At 64.7% G+C, this 16,146-nt stretch carries 17 protein-coding genes; 5 read left to right on the forward strand and 12 right to left on the reverse strand.

All coding sequences use genetic code 11. The annotated features are described in order from the left end of the window. Positions 1–16 precede the first annotated feature (16 nt). Positions 17–796 (reverse strand): SDR family oxidoreductase, encoded by a 780-nt coding sequence (locus IP65_RS01545; protein ID WP_054130527.1) that lies wholly within the window; start codon positions 794–796, stop codon positions 17–19. A 302-nt stretch (positions 797–1,098) separates the two neighbouring features. On the opposite strand from IP65_RS01545, the gene IP65_RS01550 reads away from it, so the two are divergent. The 4 genes from IP65_RS01550 to IP65_RS01565 all read left to right on the forward strand — a co-directional run bounded on the left by IP65_RS01550 (position 1,099) and on the right by IP65_RS01565 (position 5,067). After that, a complete protein-coding gene (locus tag IP65_RS01550; RefSeq protein ID WP_054130528.1) occupies positions 1,099–2,088 on the forward strand; it encodes a sterol desaturase family protein in 990 nt (329 codons plus the stop codon). 67 nt (positions 2,089–2,155) lie between these two features. After that, on the forward strand, positions 2,156–2,770 hold the full coding sequence (locus tag IP65_RS01555; protein ID WP_054130869.1) for a hypothetical protein: 615 nt from the start codon (positions 2,156–2,158) through the stop codon (positions 2,768–2,770). Between the two features lie 62 nt (positions 2,771–2,832). Continuing rightward, positions 2,833–3,504 carry a hypothetical protein gene (locus tag IP65_RS01560; RefSeq protein ID WP_054130529.1) on the forward strand — a complete coding sequence of 224 codons (672 nt, stop codon included), beginning with the start codon at positions 2,833–2,835 and terminating at the stop codon, positions 3,502–3,504. A 204-nt stretch (positions 3,505–3,708) separates the two neighbouring features. Beyond that, the gene (locus IP65_RS01565) at positions 3,709–5,067 is read left to right on the forward strand and encodes a S41 family peptidase (RefSeq protein ID WP_197279191.1); all 1,359 of its coding nucleotides are present in this window, start codon (positions 3,709–3,711) and stop codon (positions 5,065–5,067) included. A 240-nt stretch (positions 5,068–5,307) separates the two neighbouring features. Here IP65_RS01565 and IP65_RS01570 read toward each other — a convergent pair whose 3' ends face one another. From IP65_RS01570 to IP65_RS01585, 4 genes are all read right to left on the reverse strand, one after another. Then, positions 5,308–5,688 (reverse strand): hypothetical protein, encoded by a 381-nt coding sequence (locus tag IP65_RS01570; protein ID WP_197279192.1) that lies wholly within the window; start codon positions 5,686–5,688, stop codon positions 5,308–5,310. Between the two features lie 110 nt (positions 5,689–5,798). Then, positions 5,799–7,295: an oligosaccharide flippase family protein gene (locus tag IP65_RS01575; protein ID WP_169041116.1), complete on the reverse strand. Its 1,497-nt coding sequence runs from the start codon at positions 7,293–7,295 to the stop codon at positions 5,799–5,801. Positions 7,296–7,303: 8 nt separating this feature from the next. Continuing rightward, positions 7,304–8,407, reverse strand: a complete 1,104-nt coding sequence (locus IP65_RS01580; RefSeq protein ID WP_054130531.1) for a glycosyltransferase family 1 protein — start codon at positions 8,405–8,407, stop codon at positions 7,304–7,306. 4 nt (positions 8,408–8,411) lie between these two features. After that, complete coding sequence (locus IP65_RS01585; RefSeq protein WP_054130532.1) at positions 8,412–9,281, reverse strand: glycosyltransferase family 2 protein; 870 nt, start codon at positions 9,279–9,281, stop codon at positions 8,412–8,414. 762 nt (positions 9,282–10,043) lie between these two features. Between IP65_RS01585 and IP65_RS21210 the strand changes: the two genes are divergently transcribed. Continuing rightward, the gene (locus tag IP65_RS21210) at positions 10,044–10,190 is read left to right on the forward strand and encodes a hypothetical protein (protein WP_022675087.1); all 147 of its coding nucleotides are present in this window, start codon (positions 10,044–10,046) and stop codon (positions 10,188–10,190) included. 121 nt (positions 10,191–10,311) lie between these two features. On the opposite strand, the gene IP65_RS01590 is transcribed toward IP65_RS21210, so the two are convergent. The 7 genes from IP65_RS01590 to IP65_RS01620 all read right to left on the reverse strand — a co-directional run bounded on the left by IP65_RS01590 (position 10,312) and on the right by IP65_RS01620 (position 16,092). Then, on the reverse strand, positions 10,312–11,082 hold the full coding sequence (locus tag IP65_RS01590; RefSeq protein WP_231627511.1) for a sugar transferase: 771 nt from the start codon (positions 11,080–11,082) through the stop codon (positions 10,312–10,314). Between the two features lie 135 nt (positions 11,083–11,217). Further along, complete coding sequence (locus IP65_RS01595; protein ID WP_169041114.1) at positions 11,218–11,406, reverse strand: hypothetical protein; 189 nt, start codon at positions 11,404–11,406, stop codon at positions 11,218–11,220. Between the two features lie 238 nt (positions 11,407–11,644). Next, positions 11,645–12,466, reverse strand: coding sequence for an NUDIX domain-containing protein (locus tag IP65_RS01600; protein WP_171794682.1), 822 nt, complete (start codon positions 12,464–12,466; stop codon positions 11,645–11,647). A 334-nt stretch (positions 12,467–12,800) separates the two neighbouring features. Further along, complete coding sequence (grxD, locus tag IP65_RS01605) at positions 12,801–13,124, reverse strand: Grx4 family monothiol glutaredoxin (protein WP_022675083.1); 324 nt, start codon at positions 13,122–13,124, stop codon at positions 12,801–12,803. A gap of 25 nt (positions 13,125–13,149) precedes the next feature. After that, positions 13,150–13,383 carry a BolA/IbaG family iron-sulfur metabolism protein gene (locus IP65_RS01610; protein ID WP_054130534.1) on the reverse strand — a complete coding sequence of 78 codons (234 nt, stop codon included), beginning with the start codon at positions 13,381–13,383 and terminating at the stop codon, positions 13,150–13,152. Beyond that, entirely contained in the window at positions 13,383–13,706 is a 324-nt protein-coding gene (locus IP65_RS01615) for a DUF1476 domain-containing protein (protein ID WP_022675081.1), read from the reverse strand. The genes IP65_RS01610 and IP65_RS01615 overlap by 1 nt, the downstream gene beginning before the upstream one ends. Before the next feature lie 67 nt (positions 13,707–13,773). After that, the gene (locus tag IP65_RS01620; protein WP_369801210.1) at positions 13,774–16,092 is read right to left on the reverse strand and encodes a prolyl oligopeptidase family protein; all 2,319 of its coding nucleotides are present in this window, start codon (positions 16,090–16,092) and stop codon (positions 13,774–13,776) included. Positions 16,093–16,146 lie beyond the last annotated feature (54 nt).

Raw genomic sequence — 16,146 nt, forward strand, 5'->3', positions numbered from 1 at the left:
GATACGAGTTACAGCCTCACCCCGGCGTCGCCGCCGATCCGGCGAGAAGGCCGCCATCGATGTTGAACTCCGCGCCGGTGACATAGGTCGCCTCGTCGCTGGCGAGCATCACGGCGAGCGCTGCCACTTCCTCGGGCGTGCCAAAACGCTTGAGCGGCGTATCGGCGACGAGCGCCCGCATGCGCGCGTCGCGATCGGGGCCGGTGCCCAGCATCGGCTCCCACAGCGGGGTCAGGATCGCGCCGGGGTGGATCGAATTGCAGCGGATCTGCCAGCCGGCCTGCGCGCAATAGAGCGCCACCGACTTGGTGTGATTGCGCACCGCCGCCTTTGAAGCGGCATAGGCGGCGGCAAAAGGGATGCCGACCAGGCCCGAACGCGACGAGATATTGATGATCGAGCCCTTGCCCTGCCCCTTCATCGCGCCAATCGCATAGCGACAGCCCAGGAACGTGCCATCAAGGTTGACGGCGTGGACGTCCCGCCAGTCGGCCAGGCTGGCGTGTTCGGGATCATGCGCCACGGCGCCATGCTCGAACCCGGTGACCCCGGCATTGTTGACCAACACATCGATCACTGGCGCCTGCGTGGCGAGCGTGGCCCAATCGCCCTCGTCTCGCACATCGAGCGCGGCGAACCGGCAGCCGATCGCAGCGACCGCAGCACTGCCGGCAGCGGTGTCGCAATCGGTCAGGATCACCTGTGCCCCCTCGGCGTGAAACTGCCTGGCGATGGCCAGGCCAATGCCGCTGGCAGCGCCGGTGACCACACATGTCTTGTCCTGCAACCTTGGCATGATCGCCTTGCCCTTTCTCTGTCCCTCCGGGGGGCGTCGGTCTGGGCGGGAAACGCCGTGGAGGCAAGTTCATTTCCTGTCGCGAATCGGGCTGGCTTGTCGCCAGCGCCGCTGCGGCCACCCGCGCCTCGCGGTGCATCGCACCATCGCCTGGGCCGCAAATCGGCCGAAATGCCGGTTTTACCGGGTGATTTAGTCAATAAGCAGGTGCAATATGGTATAGACGAAGCATTCGATCCGTATTACCATGTCTTCAATTAGTATTACTAGACCGGGTACCCAAGTATTACGAGGTCAGGCTTATGGAAGGCGTTCTGGTCGGCAAGCGGCGGATAGGCACCCAGGCACCGGTGACGGTGGGCTGGGAAAACGTCCCGCGGGTGGAAGGCGGCCCGTTCAAGCGCCTGTTCTTCACCTGGTTTCAGCCTACCGTGCTCTTCGCGATGATCCTGTTCTGGTACTATGCGCCGAACTCGATCGCCAAGGCATCCACCGCGATCGGCATCGGCATCGGCTTCCGTGTCTTGCTGATGGCGATGGAGTTCTTCTTTCCCCGCCACGAAAGCTGGCAGCTGACGTGGAAGGAAGTCACCACCGACTTGTTCTATGTTGGCCTGGGTTACACTGTATTGCGCCTGGTCGATGGCTTCATTGGTTCGGACGTGATGGTCGGCGCGATCCAGGATTCCTTGCACTGGGACAAGTTCAACTGGTTCATCACGCTGCCGATACTGGTGCAGGCTTTCCTGATTTCGTTCATTTTCGATTTCGGGCAATACTGGATGCACCGTGGCATGCACAACTGGTATCCGCTGTGGCTGCCCCATTCGGTGCACCACTACATCACCCAGCTCAACATCAACAAGGGCGCGGTGGGCAATCCGGTCGAGCTGTTCCTGATCGGATTGGGCGTGGGTGGCTTCTTCGATTTCGTGCCGCGCGCGTTCCTTTTGGCCGGAGCCATCGGCATGGCGGTGGGAAGCTATCAGCACATCAACGTGCGGTTCAATTCGCCGCGCTGGTGGCGCTTCCTGTTCCACACCACCGAACATCACAGCCTGCACCATTCTCAGGACTTTGAGGCCAGCCGCAGCAACTTCACCAATACTTACATCTTCATCGATCGCATGTTCGGTACCTGCGTCGATGGCGAAGCCGAACTGCTGGGCATGGAAGGCGGCCGCCGCATGAGCATTCGCGAGCAGATGACCTACCCGTTCACCGATGGCTGGCGCACGATCAAGGCGAAGTTCGCCCGCCCCGCCACCACCAGCGCCGTTCCGGCCGAGTAACGTGGGGATGAGCAGCAGCACCGCCTTCGCCGGCACCGCCCCCCATGACGCCCACCGGAAAACGCCTGTGAACCTGCGCTTCATCGATTGGATCTGGCATGTGCGCGGCAGCCTGGACCTGCCCGCCGGCCAGACCGGCGACGAAGCCTTTGCCAAGCTGCAACCGCTGTTGCGCCAACCCGGCACCAGCCAGCAGCGCGCCGCCGATGCCCTGCGCTTCAACAAGGTTGATCCCGCCGCGCAAGACAAACTGGCCGTGTTCGAAAACGGCGTGCTGCAGGTGGAACAAGGCAGCGCCGGCCTGGTGCTGCGCTATCACCTGATCAGCCGCGCGCTCCTGCTGTGCTTCCTGGCACCCCTGCTGTTTCTGGCCTTTGCCCAACTGACCATCGCGGTTGGTCATTGGCAGAAACCGGCGGCCGAAGCGGCGGAAAAGGCCAAGGCCGAAAAGAAGAAAGACGCCAGCAAGGACCGCGTCCTGCCGATGAACCCCATCGACAAGGCGCTGGGCGCCCCCGCGCCTGACAAGGACGGCAAGAAGCCCGACCGCAAGGGCGATCGCTACTCCCCGACATCGGCCTATGTCTTTGCCAGCTTCTTCGCCGTGCTCTATGTGATCGGCCGCATCCTTGAGGCGAAACTGGTGAAAACCCGCCTGCGCAAGCAATTGCTGGGCGAATAGGCGCAGTTGGCAAGGGCGCTGCAGCGGCATAACACTGGGCTTGGTTCCAGTGGAGAGCGTGGATGCCCGTTTTGCTTGCTACACTTGCGCTTGGCCTTGCCGCGCCAGATCTGATCCACGGCGAAAGAGTTGTCACGGCCGACGATTATCCAAGCCGCATGACACAGGCCCTGCAAAGCGCGATGGTCAACATGGAGGTGGTGGTCAACCCCGCTGGGCTAACCGAATCCTGCCGCATGATCGGCTTTGTGCGTGGGCCTGGCTTTGCCGAGAAGACCCCCGCGGCCCTGACATGCGCGTTGATCAAGCGGCGCGCGCGCTTTGAACCAGCGCGCGATGCCGAAGGTCAGCCAGTCTATGGGGTCTATCGCACCTGGATCAGCTATACGATCGACAACTTGACCAACGCCAAGAGCCCAGACCAGGTCGATCTGGACGTTTACGTCGCCCGCTTGCCAGCCGGAATAGCGGATCGCGCGCGTGTGGCGGTCGCCCAGTTCGTGGCGGCAGACGGCACGCCCGGCGCATGCGTGGCCGCCCCCAGGACACAGCCGCTGGCAACCGAAATCCTCTCTCCGCCGCTCGCCAGGGCCGCTTGCAAAACCCTGGCCGGAAGCGGGAAATTGGCGGTCGTTACCGATAAAGCAGGGGTTCCGGTCGCCACCACGCGCCGCCTTGTCGCGCGCTTTATCGTGGGGCAGTCGCCTGCGCCCACAAAACCAGCGGTGCCCTGATCGCGCCTGCCCAAATGGGCGTGCCGCCAGGGCAAATACCGCCACAGACAGCCCCGTAAAAATCCGATACACCCGATGCAGGAGCATGACTGGCTGAGGGGGAGGCATATGATGGAGCGCCGCAGCGTGCTAGCGGGCTTGGCGTCCCTGCCCCTGTGCCCCGCACCATCTGCACACGCGGCGCAAGCCCCCCTGGAAGCCGATATGGCCGTGTTGCGCGCGGCATTGGCGATCCATCCCGGCCGCGACCGCTATCTTTCTCCCGCAGAACTGGCCCGGAACCTTGACCGGTTCGCGCAGGATTATGGCGCGGGGCTGGACGCGGGCAATCTTGATCGGTGCTATCTTGCCTTGTCACGACTGCTGGCGACGCTGCGCTGCGGGCACAGCTATGCCAATTTCTTCAACCAGTCAGATGCCGTGGCCAAGGCGCTGTTCGACCGGCCGACGCGGCTGCCGTTTCATTTCGAATGGATCGGCGCGGCCATGGTCGTCACCGCCGATCACACCGGCACCGGGGTATTGCCGCGTGGCACGCAAATCACCGCGGTGAACGGGGTGCCGAGCGGGCAGATCCTGGCCCGGCTCATGCCCTATGTCCGCGCCGATGGGCACAACGACGCCAAGCGCCGCTCTTTGCTCGGTGTTCGTGGCAACGCCACTATCGAAACCTTCGACGTGTTCCAGGGCCTGCTGCTGCCACCCGCAACCGGGCGCCACGCGCTCGACGCCATCCTGCCCGATGGGCGCCGCACCCAGATCGAGGTGCCCGCGATCGGCCTTGCTGCCCGGCGCGCCACCATGATCCGCTTACCCGCCAGCAGCGACGAGCCGCGCTGGAGCTATCAGGTGCGCAGTGATGGCATTGCCGTGCTGACCATGCCCGACTGGGGGATGTGGAACAGCAAATGGAATTGGCGCAGCTGGCTGGCAGACCGGCTTGACGATGCCGCGCACGCCCGCGGCCTGATCATCGATATCCGTCGCAACGAAGGCGGGGATGATTGCGGCGATCAGATCCTGGCGCGCCTGGTCGATCGCGATGTCATGAACTGGCCATTCAGCAGCCGCGTGCGATTTCGCACCGTGCCCGCCAGCCTCGCCGATCATGTTTCGACGTGGGACGACAGCTATCGCCACATTGGCGAAGGCGGGGCCGACCTGGGCCACGGCTGGATCAGCTTGCCGCAAACCCATGCGCCGCAACCGGTCCGGCCCGATGCCAAGCGGTTGACCTTGCCGGTGGCCGCGCTGATCGGCCCGGCCAACAGTTCAGCCACGTTCGGATTTATCAGCGCGGCGCGCGCCAGCGGCAAGATCACCCTGTTTGGCGAGCCGACCGGCGGCAACCGCCGTGGCATCAATGGCGGGGGCTTCTTCTTCACGCGCCTGCCAGGCAGCGGCATCGAGTTCGACCTGCCGCTGATCGGCTATTTCCCGCCGACGCCGCAGCCGGACGCCGGCATCATGCCCGATCATCTGGTACCGCAAACCGCCGCCACGATCGCCGCCGGAACTGACCCCGTGATGCAGGCCGCCGCCGCGTGGATAGCCACGGCGTGAATGAAGGCGCGTGGGCAAAATTGGCGGTCTGGGGCCGAGCGTAACGGGTGGGAAGTTATCTTTACCATCTCCAACTCCATCATTCCCGCGCAGGCGGGAATCCAGTTATGGGATGGCGGCAAAAATGGCGGCTGTGGTTCTCGCGCAGCATTCACTGGATTCCCGCCTTCGCGGGAATGACGAGGGAATAGGCTGCAAGTGGTGGAAACCGGTCATTGCCACAAGCGACTATAGCCCGCGCTATGGCACATAAACGTAGTGCACTTTGAAATTGAAACCGCCGTCTCGCTCGAAAACATGAACGTGCAAAACCAAGTCGCTATATCCCTCCTCGACGGTAAATAAGTCAACCATCACCTCCCAGTATTCTATTTGCCACTGGCAGACCGAAGTTTCCCAACTTTCGTCAGGAAGCGAGGTTAACGTGAAACCATAGCCCTTGATATTTCGGGCAACTGCAGCAGCAGCGTCATCGTCCTGCGGTTCGACATCCGCAAGGCCCAGTAGGTTGAAGTTACCATCTTTGAGCGCCTCCGCGATATCGCGAAGCTTACTCCTCCATAAAAACGGAACAGGATGCTCCCGCTCGTCGTCCTTCAGAATTGGGAATGGTGCATTCACAAGCCTGCGCTCCGAAATTGGCAACCGTTGCAGTTAGCTAGGAGTGTTCGCACCATTCTAGATTGGCGGCAACTGGGCGATCCACGCATTTGAATTTTGCCCACCTCGCCTTAGGCCTGGCGGTCAGAAAGCGCGGCGAGGCCAGCGCGCAGGGGCCACCGCACCGCATGGAGCGAGAGCGCCCAGCCAGCAAGACCAATGGGAATGACCACGGCCAGGGTCTGCCCGGGGTTGAGGTGCCAGTGCAGCGCCACTAGGCGCGCGCCCCAGGCTAGGCCGAGCGTGGCGAGCGTGGGCCACAGCACCAGCCGCGCCAGATCGCCCAGTGCCGTACCAGCCACGGCTCGCGCCTGCCAGGCCGCCACGCCCAGGGCTAGCGCCCAGCCCAGCGCGACCAGCGTGGTGGCCAGGGCCGCCGCGATCGGACCGTGGCTGGCCAGCGCCAGCGTGAGCATGGCCGTGGCAACCGCCGCCACGGACTGGACCCACAGCACCCGATGCTGCCGATCCTCGATCACCAGCACGGCCGAGGCCACCGCAATCGGCAAGGCAGCCATGCGTGCTGCACAAAACACCGCGATGATCGGCCCGGCCCCGCGCCAGGCCGGCCCCAGCATGACCGGGGCAATCTCGTCAGCGACAACGGCAAGCCCGGCCAGCGCCGGCCAGCACAGCGCGCCAAACAGGCCAGACAGGCGCAACCAGCTGCCATCGCCTGCCCCGCCCCGCGCCCGCTCTGCCGCAAGGCCAGTGGTGACCAGCAGCCCGGCTGGCTGCACGAACATATCGGCGAGCGCGGAAACCACGCGATTTCCGGCGCGATAAAGGCCCGAGGCCGCCGGCGAAAACACCGCGCCCAGCAGCAGGTCTCCGCTGTAGTTGGCCAGGAAACCGACCATGACAGAACCATACCGGCTCCACGACCACGCCAGCACGCGCCAGGTTTCCTGCACGGAAGGCCTGGCCAGGCGGGGAAGCACCAGAACGGCACGATAGGCGACGATGAAGATCGCCAGCCGGGCATAGACCTGCGCCACCAGCGCCCACAGGCCCCAACCCATCAGCAGCAAGACGGCAGCGCCCAGGCCAGCGGCAATTTCCGTGATCACGGTAATCGCGTAATAGCGGCGCACCTGCTGGCCGCGCAGCAGCATAGCCTCCCCCCAGCCGGCCAGGGCCGCCAGCAGGTTGGACGGGGCAAGGCAGAACAGCAGCAGGGCCACGCGCGAACCGCGAAACACGAACGGCGCGCCCAAGCCGCAGCCGCACAGCAGGAGTACCCAGCCCAGCGCGACGATGACGTTGGCGACAAGGCCCGCGCTGGCGACGGTGGCGCTGTCCGCCTCGGGCGCCTTGAGCACGTATTCGAATGGCCCGGTGTAGAGCATGGTACGCGAGAGCGTGAGGAACGCGGCGGCAATCGCGAATACGCCGAAATCGGCCGGTGCCAGGGTGCGCGTGGCCACCAGCGTCACGCCGAGCAGCGCCAGTTGGCTGCTTGCCCGCGCGGCCATGGCAATCACCGCCGTGAAGCTGCCCCCGCGCCACCACGCCGCGATCCGCACAGCCAGGCTGCGGTGGATGGGCGGTGGCAAAGCCTCGTGCATCGCCGGCCTCATGCCGCGCAGGCGATCAACAGATCGAGCAGCGTGCGCCCTGCGCCTGCCCAGGTGTAGCGGCCAGCGCGGGCCAGCCCGGCCGCCACCATCGTGGCGCGCGTATCGGCCTGTTCCAGCGCGGCGATCTGATCCAGCCAGGCCGTGGGATCATCGGGATCGGCCATCAAGGCCGCCGCGCCGCATACTTCGGGCACGGCGCCACAGGGCGCGGCAATGACCGGGCAGCGGCACAGCATGGCCTCAACCGGCGGCAGGCCAAACCCCTCTGTCCGCGAAGGAAAAAGCAGCGCCTGGGCGCCTTCATACAGCGCGCGCAGCGCCGCATCGTCGCAGCCCCCGGCGAATACGGCATCAGCGGGGGGACGCAGGCCCGCCGCCAGCAATGCCTCACGCCCTGGCCCAACGATGACCAGCCGGCGCGGTGGCCAACCCTGCCCAGCACAGTGTGCGGCATTGGCCAGTTCGAGGGCTTCGAATACCACGGCATTGTTCTTGTAGGCCTTTACGCTGCCAAACATCAGCAGGTATTCGCCCGGCGCCAGGCCCAGACGCGGCAGGGCGGCAGGATCGGGCGCCACTTCAAGGATATGATCAGCGCCGTTGTGGACGATTTCCACGCGCCCAGCGCCGATCACGCCATATCCGGCCAGATCGCGGCGCGAATAGTCAGACACGGTGAGCACCAGGTTGCTGGACCGGGCCATTAGCGGCGCCAGGAGGCGATAGCCCATGCGCTGGCGCCAGGGATAGGAACAGTCTGGCCGGCAGAACTGCGCATCGTGCAGCATGGTAATTTTGGGTCGATGCAGCACCGGCGCCAGGTTGGCGAGGTTGACCAGCAGGCTGCCCCGCGCCAGCGCGGGCAGGCGGCGCTGCTCCCAGCTTTGGCTGGGGCCATGCACGTCTTCCTCCACCCGGATGGCCGCATAGGGATCGGCCGCCGGGCACCCGGCGGGCACGATCAGCCGCACATCAGGGCGAGCAGCGGAGGACATGGCGGCCAGCAGGCTGTCCACCTCGCGGATCAGGCGATCCGAAACGCGCCACACCCCATTGTGCTTGCCGGCGCGAAACTTGCCATTGAATGCGATCGTTCGCACCGGATCACATGCTTTCGATCTTGCGCGGATCGATCCGCCCGCGCCACAGGTCCGCCAGCGCCAGGGCATTGCCGCGCAGGCGTCCCCAGCGATCGACATGGGGTTCGGGAAACGGCGCACGCAGCAGGTTGGCCAGGACATTGCGCCACAGCAGCTTGCGCCCGAGCGGGCCGGGCATGGTGCCCTTGCGGCGCAGGTAGACGATGTTGGCCACCTGCGAATAGCCCAGGCGCCGGCCTGAGGTGCGCCCCCCCTTCACCCCCAGGTGCACACCCGAAACCAACCCGGTGGAAATCAACCGCCCCTGCCGCGACAGGCGCATGGTGAAGTCGATATCCTCCTGCCAACCATAGAGCGGCAGCGCTTCATCAAAGCGAAGCTGGCCAACATGGGCCATCCGCAGCGCCATGTTGCAGCCATATAGTGCCTCGCGCGCAATGATCGCAGGATCGAGCAGCAGGGTCTGCGCGGCGATCATCGCCTGGGCCTGGGCAATGCCATAGCCGCCATGACGCACACCATCGCCCACCAGATTGCCGGTGATCCCGGCCACATCGGCATGGGCAAGAAACAGCCGCTCGACCGCCGCGAGATAATCGGGCTCGGGTACGAAATCATCGTCGAAGAAGATCACGACATCGGCCCGGCCAGCGAGCAAATCCAGCGCGCGGTTGCGCTGGCGGCACAGGCCACGTTCGGCCAAGGCCAGTTCGGGCGTCAGCGGGCTGTCCGCGATACCGGCAAGATCGGCTTGCGCCGCGCCGACGACGATTACGCCGTCGGGCCGCCGCGATTGCCCGGCAAGAAGATCGATCGTCTGGCGCGCCAGGCTGGCGCGGCCAACGGTGGCGATGGCAACATGGATTCGCAGCATGCTCTGACGCGGTCCCCCTGGTGGATTTCCCCTACGTCGTAAGACCGCGATGCAGCCGGTCCACGCGCGTTGGCTCCGTTACCGAGAGACTAAGCCGCGTGGATTGTAGGGCGGGAGCCGGGCAAAATCGCCACGTCGGCGCAATTCATCGAAAAAATTGCATTTTTGCAGTGCAAGAAATCGGCCTGCCGCCTGCTACGGGTTTGCAACGCCATGGTGCCATTTCGGCATCTTCGCACCGGCAAAATCGACACCACCGGCGTTACGGCGCGGAGTTTTGCAGCCGGTCGCACCTGTGCCTCGGCCCAGCGCAACTGATGCGATCTCAACAACCCTCCGAGCCTCCCGTCAGACCGCTGTTTTTGTTTCAGTTTAACGACAGCAAAGCCGACGTGTCGGCACGCGCGCACGCCATCCGCCTTGGCTGCGCTGTCAAACCATCATCAACGTTGCAGTGCAACGCAGACTGGGTGCAGCGCAGCAAGAACCAAAGCCATGATACCTACGGCCGCCCCGTGCGACGCAACAGCGGACCTGTTGCGCTGCAATCGTGTGTAAAAACGGTGGTATTCACGGGTTTACAACCAATCGCTGCTATGAAAAGCCTATGCAGGACGGTCAGGCGGGACGGGAAAAACGCCCTTATCAACGGCCGTGTCAACAGGAGCGAAGCGGGAACAAGCTGGCCCTGAAACGCGTTTGAATTTGGTAACAGCGGTTGCTGCCGCCAAGGCCAAGAACACTGGTTAAAAGGGTTGCAGGATGTCTACTCAGTCTTTCCGCGAAGATGGTTTCGTCTCGTTCCATGATGCCCCTGCTGGCGAAGGCACCGCCGCCGCCAAGGGACTGCTGATCGGCTTGGCGTTGAGCCAGGTTTTCTGGATCGGGCTGGCGCTGATCATCTTTTGATCAGAACATAATTCACCAAGCGTTCTTGGTTGCTGTCGTTTACTTACGCGTGACGGGAGAAGCACCAGCAGGCGCTTCTCCCGTTTGCGTTTTCGATTAAACGATCAGCTTGCCCAATCCGTCAATACGCGCCGCGCGCCAGAATTACGCTCGGCACTGTCAGGATCAGGATGCGGAAATAGAGCCGCAACGAGCGGGCCCGGCGATAGAGCCGGTCACAGGCCACGCGGCGGCGATAGGTGGTATCGTGGCGGCGCGCCACCTGCCACAGGCCTGTCACCCCCGGTCGCACCGCGCAATAGGCGGCAAAATGGCGCCCATAGCGCACGACTTCGGCATCAACGATCGGCCGCGGCCCCACCAGGCTCATATCCCCACGCAGAACGTTGATGAGCTGGGGCAGTTCATCCAGGCTGCTCTTGCGCAGCAGCCGCCCAACCGCCGTGATCCGGGGATCGTTTTGCAGTTTGTGCGTCGCTTCCCATTCGGAACGCGCGGCAGGATCGGTTTCCAGGACATGGCGCAGCCGCGCATCGGCATCCACGCACATCGAGCGAAACTTGAGGCAGGCGAAGTGACGCCCCCCTGCTCCCACCCGGCGATGGCGGAACAGCACCGGGCCACCATCTGAAAACCGCACCAGCGCGGCGATGGCGAGCATGAGCGGAAGAAACACGACAAGTGCGCCAAAGGCCATGATCACGTCGATCGCGCGCGTCCACGCCTCTGCCCGCGCGATACGCGGATCGGACGCAGGGTGGCGCCAGCGCGCCAGCGCTGCACGCGGCGCCGCGGAAAGATCGGGGGTGAAAGCAAGCGCCGGCCCATGCCAGGTGCCGGCGGAATTGCGGACACCCTCGGGTCGCGCAGCGACATTGTGTTGATGATTCACCTGAGCTGGTCCCCACACCGGGCGACGCCGCATATCCGGCGTCCATGGCAGGGATGATAGGAACAGCCCGCAGATGCCGTCAGCGAGCGATACAGCCGAGATGGTTCGTTAGCTGACGCAGCGACGGCGAATCACCTAGTGAAGGCGCAACATGCCCCAGATAATCAGTGCCCAGGCGAACGCCGAAGAGCCACCAATGATCGCCACCCGCAGCCACAGCGGATAAAGCGCGTCCGCTGTCTGCGCGCTGCCCTGCGCCAGCGGCAACAGTTCTTGCTGCAACGCATGAACGGGTGAAAAAACAGGATCTTCCTCGCCAGACACGAGCCGTGGCACCGGGGCATCATCGGCCGGTGGCGGATCGGGCAGGATGCTGTGACGCGGCTGTAAAACGGGCATGGGGGATTACCTCCACCCGGGTTTTACGCCCACCAGATTACTGCCACCTGCGCCCGGGCATCGGGGGGTATACGTATTGCCCTCAGGAAATTCCCTTATCCGATTTGGCGATTTGACGCCGCCGGATATTCTCGAATGTGGATGCAAGTGCGCCGGGCGCCAGTCAGGCGCGGTGCGCCTCGGCCAAGGGTTCCCCCAGCACGGGATAGCCATGGCCATCGGGAATGGCCAGCCACGGCTCCCCATCGCGCATAACGGTTTGCGGCACGATCGGCACCACGGGATGGGCTGCGGCATGCTGGCTGGCCGTGGCGAAATCGTCGAACAGGGCCAGGCGTTCAAGATTGCGCCGGGTGGGAAAGATGACGCGAAGGTCACCCCGCGCGGCGGCAGCCAGCGCCTCTGCCGCGCTGGCCCAGAACAGATGGCAGTTTTCGGTACGATCCACTGCAAGGTCGACCATGCCACTGCCAAGGTCAGCCAGATAGAACCGCGTGTCGAACACGCGCCCCGGCTTCCCCCGCGGCCACCAGCGCGCCCATGGCACCAGGGCGGCAGGATCCAGCTGCCAGCCAAAGTGCGCCAGCACCGGCGCCATGCTCCCAGCCTGCGCCAAGATCGCCCGGGCCTGCTGCGCGCCCGACGCATCGAGCGCGGTGGCATCCGGCCGGGCAGGCGCAAGGCCAACGAGCAATCCGGTTTCTTCCAGCGTTTCGCGCACGGCGGCCACGCGCGCGGCGGCATCATCTGCGTCCAGCCCGGATGCCCAGCCAGCCCCTTGCGCGACCAAGGCATGATCGGCCGCATCCACCTTGCCACCCGGAAACACCGTGGCACCGCCGGCAAAACGCAACTGGGCCGAACGCTCCACCAGCAGGATCTGCGCCGGCGCGCCCGCCGCGCCCTTGCGAAACACGATCAGCGTGGCGGCTGGTTCTCCCAGGGCAGTGTCGGTCGGTTCAGAGGCATTGTGCGGATCGGGCATCGCGCCACCATGCGGTTGCTGGCGAGCCTTGCCAAGTGCCCGCAAGAACCGTCGGCATATTTTACAATTGGCCGGCGCGTCGTCGTGCGAGGGCTGTGGGCATCCCCCTGAAAGATGGCCCTTCCGGAAACTGGCACGGTCTGTGCTTTGTTTTGCATACCCCGAAGACTTCTTTCTTCGAGAGGCGGAGCCGGACACCCCAAGTCTCCCCGGCTCCGCCTCCCCCGGGGTTCCCAACACCGTATGATACAACGAAAAAACGCGGCGTCCCGATCAGGAAACCGCGTTGTTCAGCAGGTTGCGCCCCGGCCATCGCGTGCCGGGGGCGGCACCGTCAGGCCGGCTTTACCTCGGCCTCTTCCATCAGCTGGGCCAGTTCGCCCGCTTCGTACATTTCCATCATGATGTCCGAACCGCCAACGAACTCACCCTTCACATAGAGCTGGGGAATCGTGGGCCAATCGGAATAGGACTTGATGCCCTGACGGATTTCCATGTCCTGCAAGACATCGACGCTGGCATATTCCACGCCGAGGTGTTCTAGGATCGCCACGGCACGGCTGGAAAAGCCGCATTGCGGGAACAGCGGCGTACCCTTCATGAACAGGACAACGTCGTTGCCCTTGACGATTTCGTCGATGCGCTGCTCGGTAGACATGGTGGGATCAGTTCCTTTCGGCCCCTTATTTGGGGGCAGCGGTGGTCAGTTGCAAGGCATGAAGCACGCCGCCCATGCGGCCACCGAGTGCGGCATAGACCGCCTTGTGCTGCGCCACGCGGCTCATCCCGGCAAAGGCGGGCGAAACGACATGCGCGGCATAGTGATCACCATCCCCGGCGAGATCGGTAATCGTCACCTCTGCATCGGGCAGAGCGGCGCGGATCATCGCCTCGATCTCGGCAGCGGCCATCGCCATCAGACTTCGCCCATCAGCTGGCGGCGCGCGTCAACGGCCTTGGCATCGAGCGCGGTGCGGATTTCTTCCTCGCTGACATCGACGCCAGCAGCGATCAGATCACCCAGCAGCTTGCGCACCACGTCTTCGTCCCCGGCTTCCTCGAAATCGGTGTGAACCACCGACTTGGCATAGGCTTCCGCCTCCGCCTGGGTGAGCTTCATGCGCTCGGCCGCCCACTGCCCCAGCAAACGGTTGCGACGGGCATGCACGCGGAACAGCATTTCCTCGTCGTGGGCGAACTTGGCTTCGAACGCGCGCTCGCGATCATCGAACATGGTCATTGTGGTCGATCCCGTTGTGGTCCCACCTTTGCGGATAGTCAGCCACTGCCCGCCCTGCAAGGGGAACCTATGGCGATGGTGCCGCCAGATTGGGCGACAGGCCGGTAAAGGCCGCCAGGAACGCCAGCACATCCGCGCCGCCAGCAATCACCTTGTCGACGCTCTTGCCGCCACCATGGCCGGCGCCCTGCTCCACCCGCAAGAGATGCGGCAGCGGGCCGATATCGGCCGCCTGCAGCGCGGCGGCATATTTGAAGCTGTGTGCGGGCACAACGCGATCGTCGGTATCGGCGGTGGTTACCAGGATAGCGGGATAGCGCACGCCAGCGCGGATGTTGTGATAAGGCGAATAGGCGCGCAGCACTTGCCAATCGGCCGCACGGGCAGGATTGCCATAGTCATCCATCCAGAACCGGCCGGCGGTGAACTGGTCAAAGCGCAGCATGTCCATCACCCCGACATCGGGGTTGGCCGCGGCAAACAGATCGGGCCGCTGATTGACCACCGCGCCCACCAGCAAGCCGCCATTGGAACTGCCCTGGATTGCCAGGCCACCCTTAGGCGTGATGCCCTGGGCGATGAGATATTCGCCCGCGGCGATGAAATCATCGAAGCTGTTCTGCTTGGCGGCAAGCCGGCCGCCATCGTGCCACGCCTCGCCAAATTCGCCGCCACCGCGAATGTTGGCCAAGGCAAAAGCGCCACCGGCGGCGATCCACGCCATGCGCACCGGCGACCACCCCGGCGTGAGCGCCACATCGAACCCGCCGTAGCCATAGAGCAGCGTCGGCAGCGCCTGCCCGGCGAGCGCGGCACGGCGGCTGCGCACCAGATAGAGCGGCACCATCGTGCCATCCTTGGAGCGATAGCGGCGCTGTTCCACCACATAGTCTGCCGGATCGAACGACAGGCGCGGCTGGGCAAAGGGCGTCGCCTGCCCGGTTTTCAGATTCAGGCGAAAGATCGTGGGCGGCAGGTTGAAGCTGGAAAACTGATAGAACGTTTCGTTGTCACCCGGCCGCCCGGCAAAGCCTGAGGCCACGCCGATGCCGTTGAGCGTGATCGCCCGCGCCGGCTTGCCGCGCAGATTGGTGACCACGGCAGTCGTGGCGCCATCGTGCTGATACGACAGAATGAGGCGATCCCCCACCACGTTGCCGCCGGACAGGCTCTGGCTACGTTCGGGCACGATCACCCGCCAGCGCGGCGCGGCATTGGCCAGATCAAGTTCGGCGACCATGCCATTGGGCGCACCGGAATTGGTGATGAACCACAGCCGATCGCCCAGCCCCTCGATCGCTTTCCATTCGTGAGCGAAATCGGTGACGAGCGGAAGCACGCGCCAATCGCCGCGGCGCCAGCCATCGCCGCGCAGATCGACCAAGTGGACCATGCGGCGCGCGTCGGTGCTGGCCTCGGTGGTGATCACCGCCCAGCGGCCATCCGACGTGACAAAGGCCTTGTGCCCCCATTCGGGATGATCGGGCGTGGCAAAGACCAGTTCGTCGGCCGATTGCGGCGTGCCCACGCGGTGAAACCACACGGCCTTGCCCGCCAGCACCGCGCGATAGGCCTGCCCCTGGGCCGGCGCGGGATAGCGCGAATAGAGGAAGCCTTCGTCGCCCAGCCACCCGATCAGCGTATCGTTGGCCCACTCCAGGCGATCATCGAGCATGTGGCCATTGCGCGCGTCGACCACGCCCAGCGTGCGCCAATCACTGCCATCGCGCTGGCGCCCGAACGCCAGGAAGCGCCCGCTGCGCGAGGGAACCCACAGGTCCAGCGCCTGCGCGCCATCGGCCGACCAGCTATTGGGATCGATCAGCAGACGCGGCGCGCTGCGATCGCCTTCTTGCACATAGAGCACGGGCTGATTCTGCAAGCCGCTGTTGCGCAGATAGAAGTAACTGTGCCCCGCCTTACGCGGCAAGGACACGCGCGGGTAATCCAGCAGCGTGCGGATGCGCGTGGCGAAATCGGCGCGCTCGGGCAGAGCCTTGAGGAATGCGCCGCTCAGGCGGTTTTCGCGGGCCACCCAATCGGCCACCTCCGGGCTGGTGCGCAGATCGGCTTCAAGCCAGCGCCAGGGATCGGCCACGGCCTGGCCGAACGGCTTGTCGACCACCGCATCGCGCCGGGCCAGAGGATAGAGCTCACGGGGCAGGACCAGGCTGGCCCCCGGGGCCATGGTGGGGGTTAGCGGGGTTTGGCTGGAGGTGCCGGCATGCTCGCTACGGACAACGTCAACCGCGCCTTCCACGGCGCCATCGGCCAAGGGCGCAGGGGCAGGCGCAGCGGCGGCGGTGGCTTGGCCACCACCCGCCACCAGCCCGGCCAGCGTTCCCGCCAGCAGCGCCTTCCGCCATCCTGTCCCAAACCTTGTCATTGTTCGAGAATCTCTAGCACCGGCACAGCGCGGGCGCCAGAGATTGCACCGTCA

The sequence above is a fragment of the Novosphingobium sp. AAP1 genome, assembly GCF_001295765.1.
GTDB lineage: Bacteria > Pseudomonadota > Alphaproteobacteria > Sphingomonadales > Sphingomonadaceae > Novosphingobium > Novosphingobium capsulatum.

What these genes read in the sequence shown, in the direction of transcription:
- IP65_RS01560 (WP_054130529.1), top strand. Translation starts at nt 2,833, where the DNA reads ATGCCCGTTTTGCTTGCTACACTTGCGCTTGGCCTTGCCGCGCCAGAT.
- IP65_RS01585 (WP_054130532.1), bottom strand. Translation starts at nt 9,281, where the DNA reads ATGCTGCGAATCCATGTTGCCATCGCCACCGTTGGCCGCGCCAGCCTG.
- IP65_RS01550 (WP_054130528.1), top strand. Translation starts at nt 1,099, where the DNA reads ATGGAAGGCGTTCTGGTCGGCAAGCGGCGGATAGGCACCCAGGCACCG.
- IP65_RS01575 (WP_169041116.1), bottom strand. Translation starts at nt 7,295, where the DNA reads ATGCACGAGGCTTTGCCACCGCCCATCCACCGCAGCCTGGCTGTGCGG.
- IP65_RS01600 (WP_171794682.1), bottom strand. Translation starts at nt 12,466, where the DNA reads ATGCCCGATCCGCACAATGCCTCTGAACCGACCGACACTGCCCTGGGA.
- IP65_RS01620 (WP_369801210.1), bottom strand. Translation starts at nt 16,092, where the DNA reads ATGACAAGGTTTGGGACAGGATGGCGGAAGGCGCTGCTGGCGGGAACG.
- grxD (WP_022675083.1), bottom strand. Translation starts at nt 13,124, where the DNA reads ATGTCTACCGAGCAGCGCATCGACGAAATCGTCAAGGGCAACGACGTT.
- IP65_RS21210 (WP_022675087.1), top strand. Translation starts at nt 10,044, where the DNA reads ATGTCTACTCAGTCTTTCCGCGAAGATGGTTTCGTCTCGTTCCATGAT.
- IP65_RS01610 (WP_054130534.1), bottom strand. Translation starts at nt 13,383, where the DNA reads ATGGCGATGGCCGCTGCCGAGATCGAGGCGATGATCCGCGCCGCTCTG.
- IP65_RS01615 (WP_022675081.1), bottom strand. Translation starts at nt 13,706, where the DNA reads ATGACCATGTTCGATGATCGCGAGCGCGCGTTCGAAGCCAAGTTCGCC.
- IP65_RS01545 (WP_054130527.1), bottom strand. Translation starts at nt 796, where the DNA reads ATGCCAAGGTTGCAGGACAAGACATGTGTGGTCACCGGCGCTGCCAGC.
- IP65_RS01565 (WP_197279191.1), top strand. Translation starts at nt 3,709, where the DNA reads ATGGCCGTGTTGCGCGCGGCATTGGCGATCCATCCCGGCCGCGACCGC.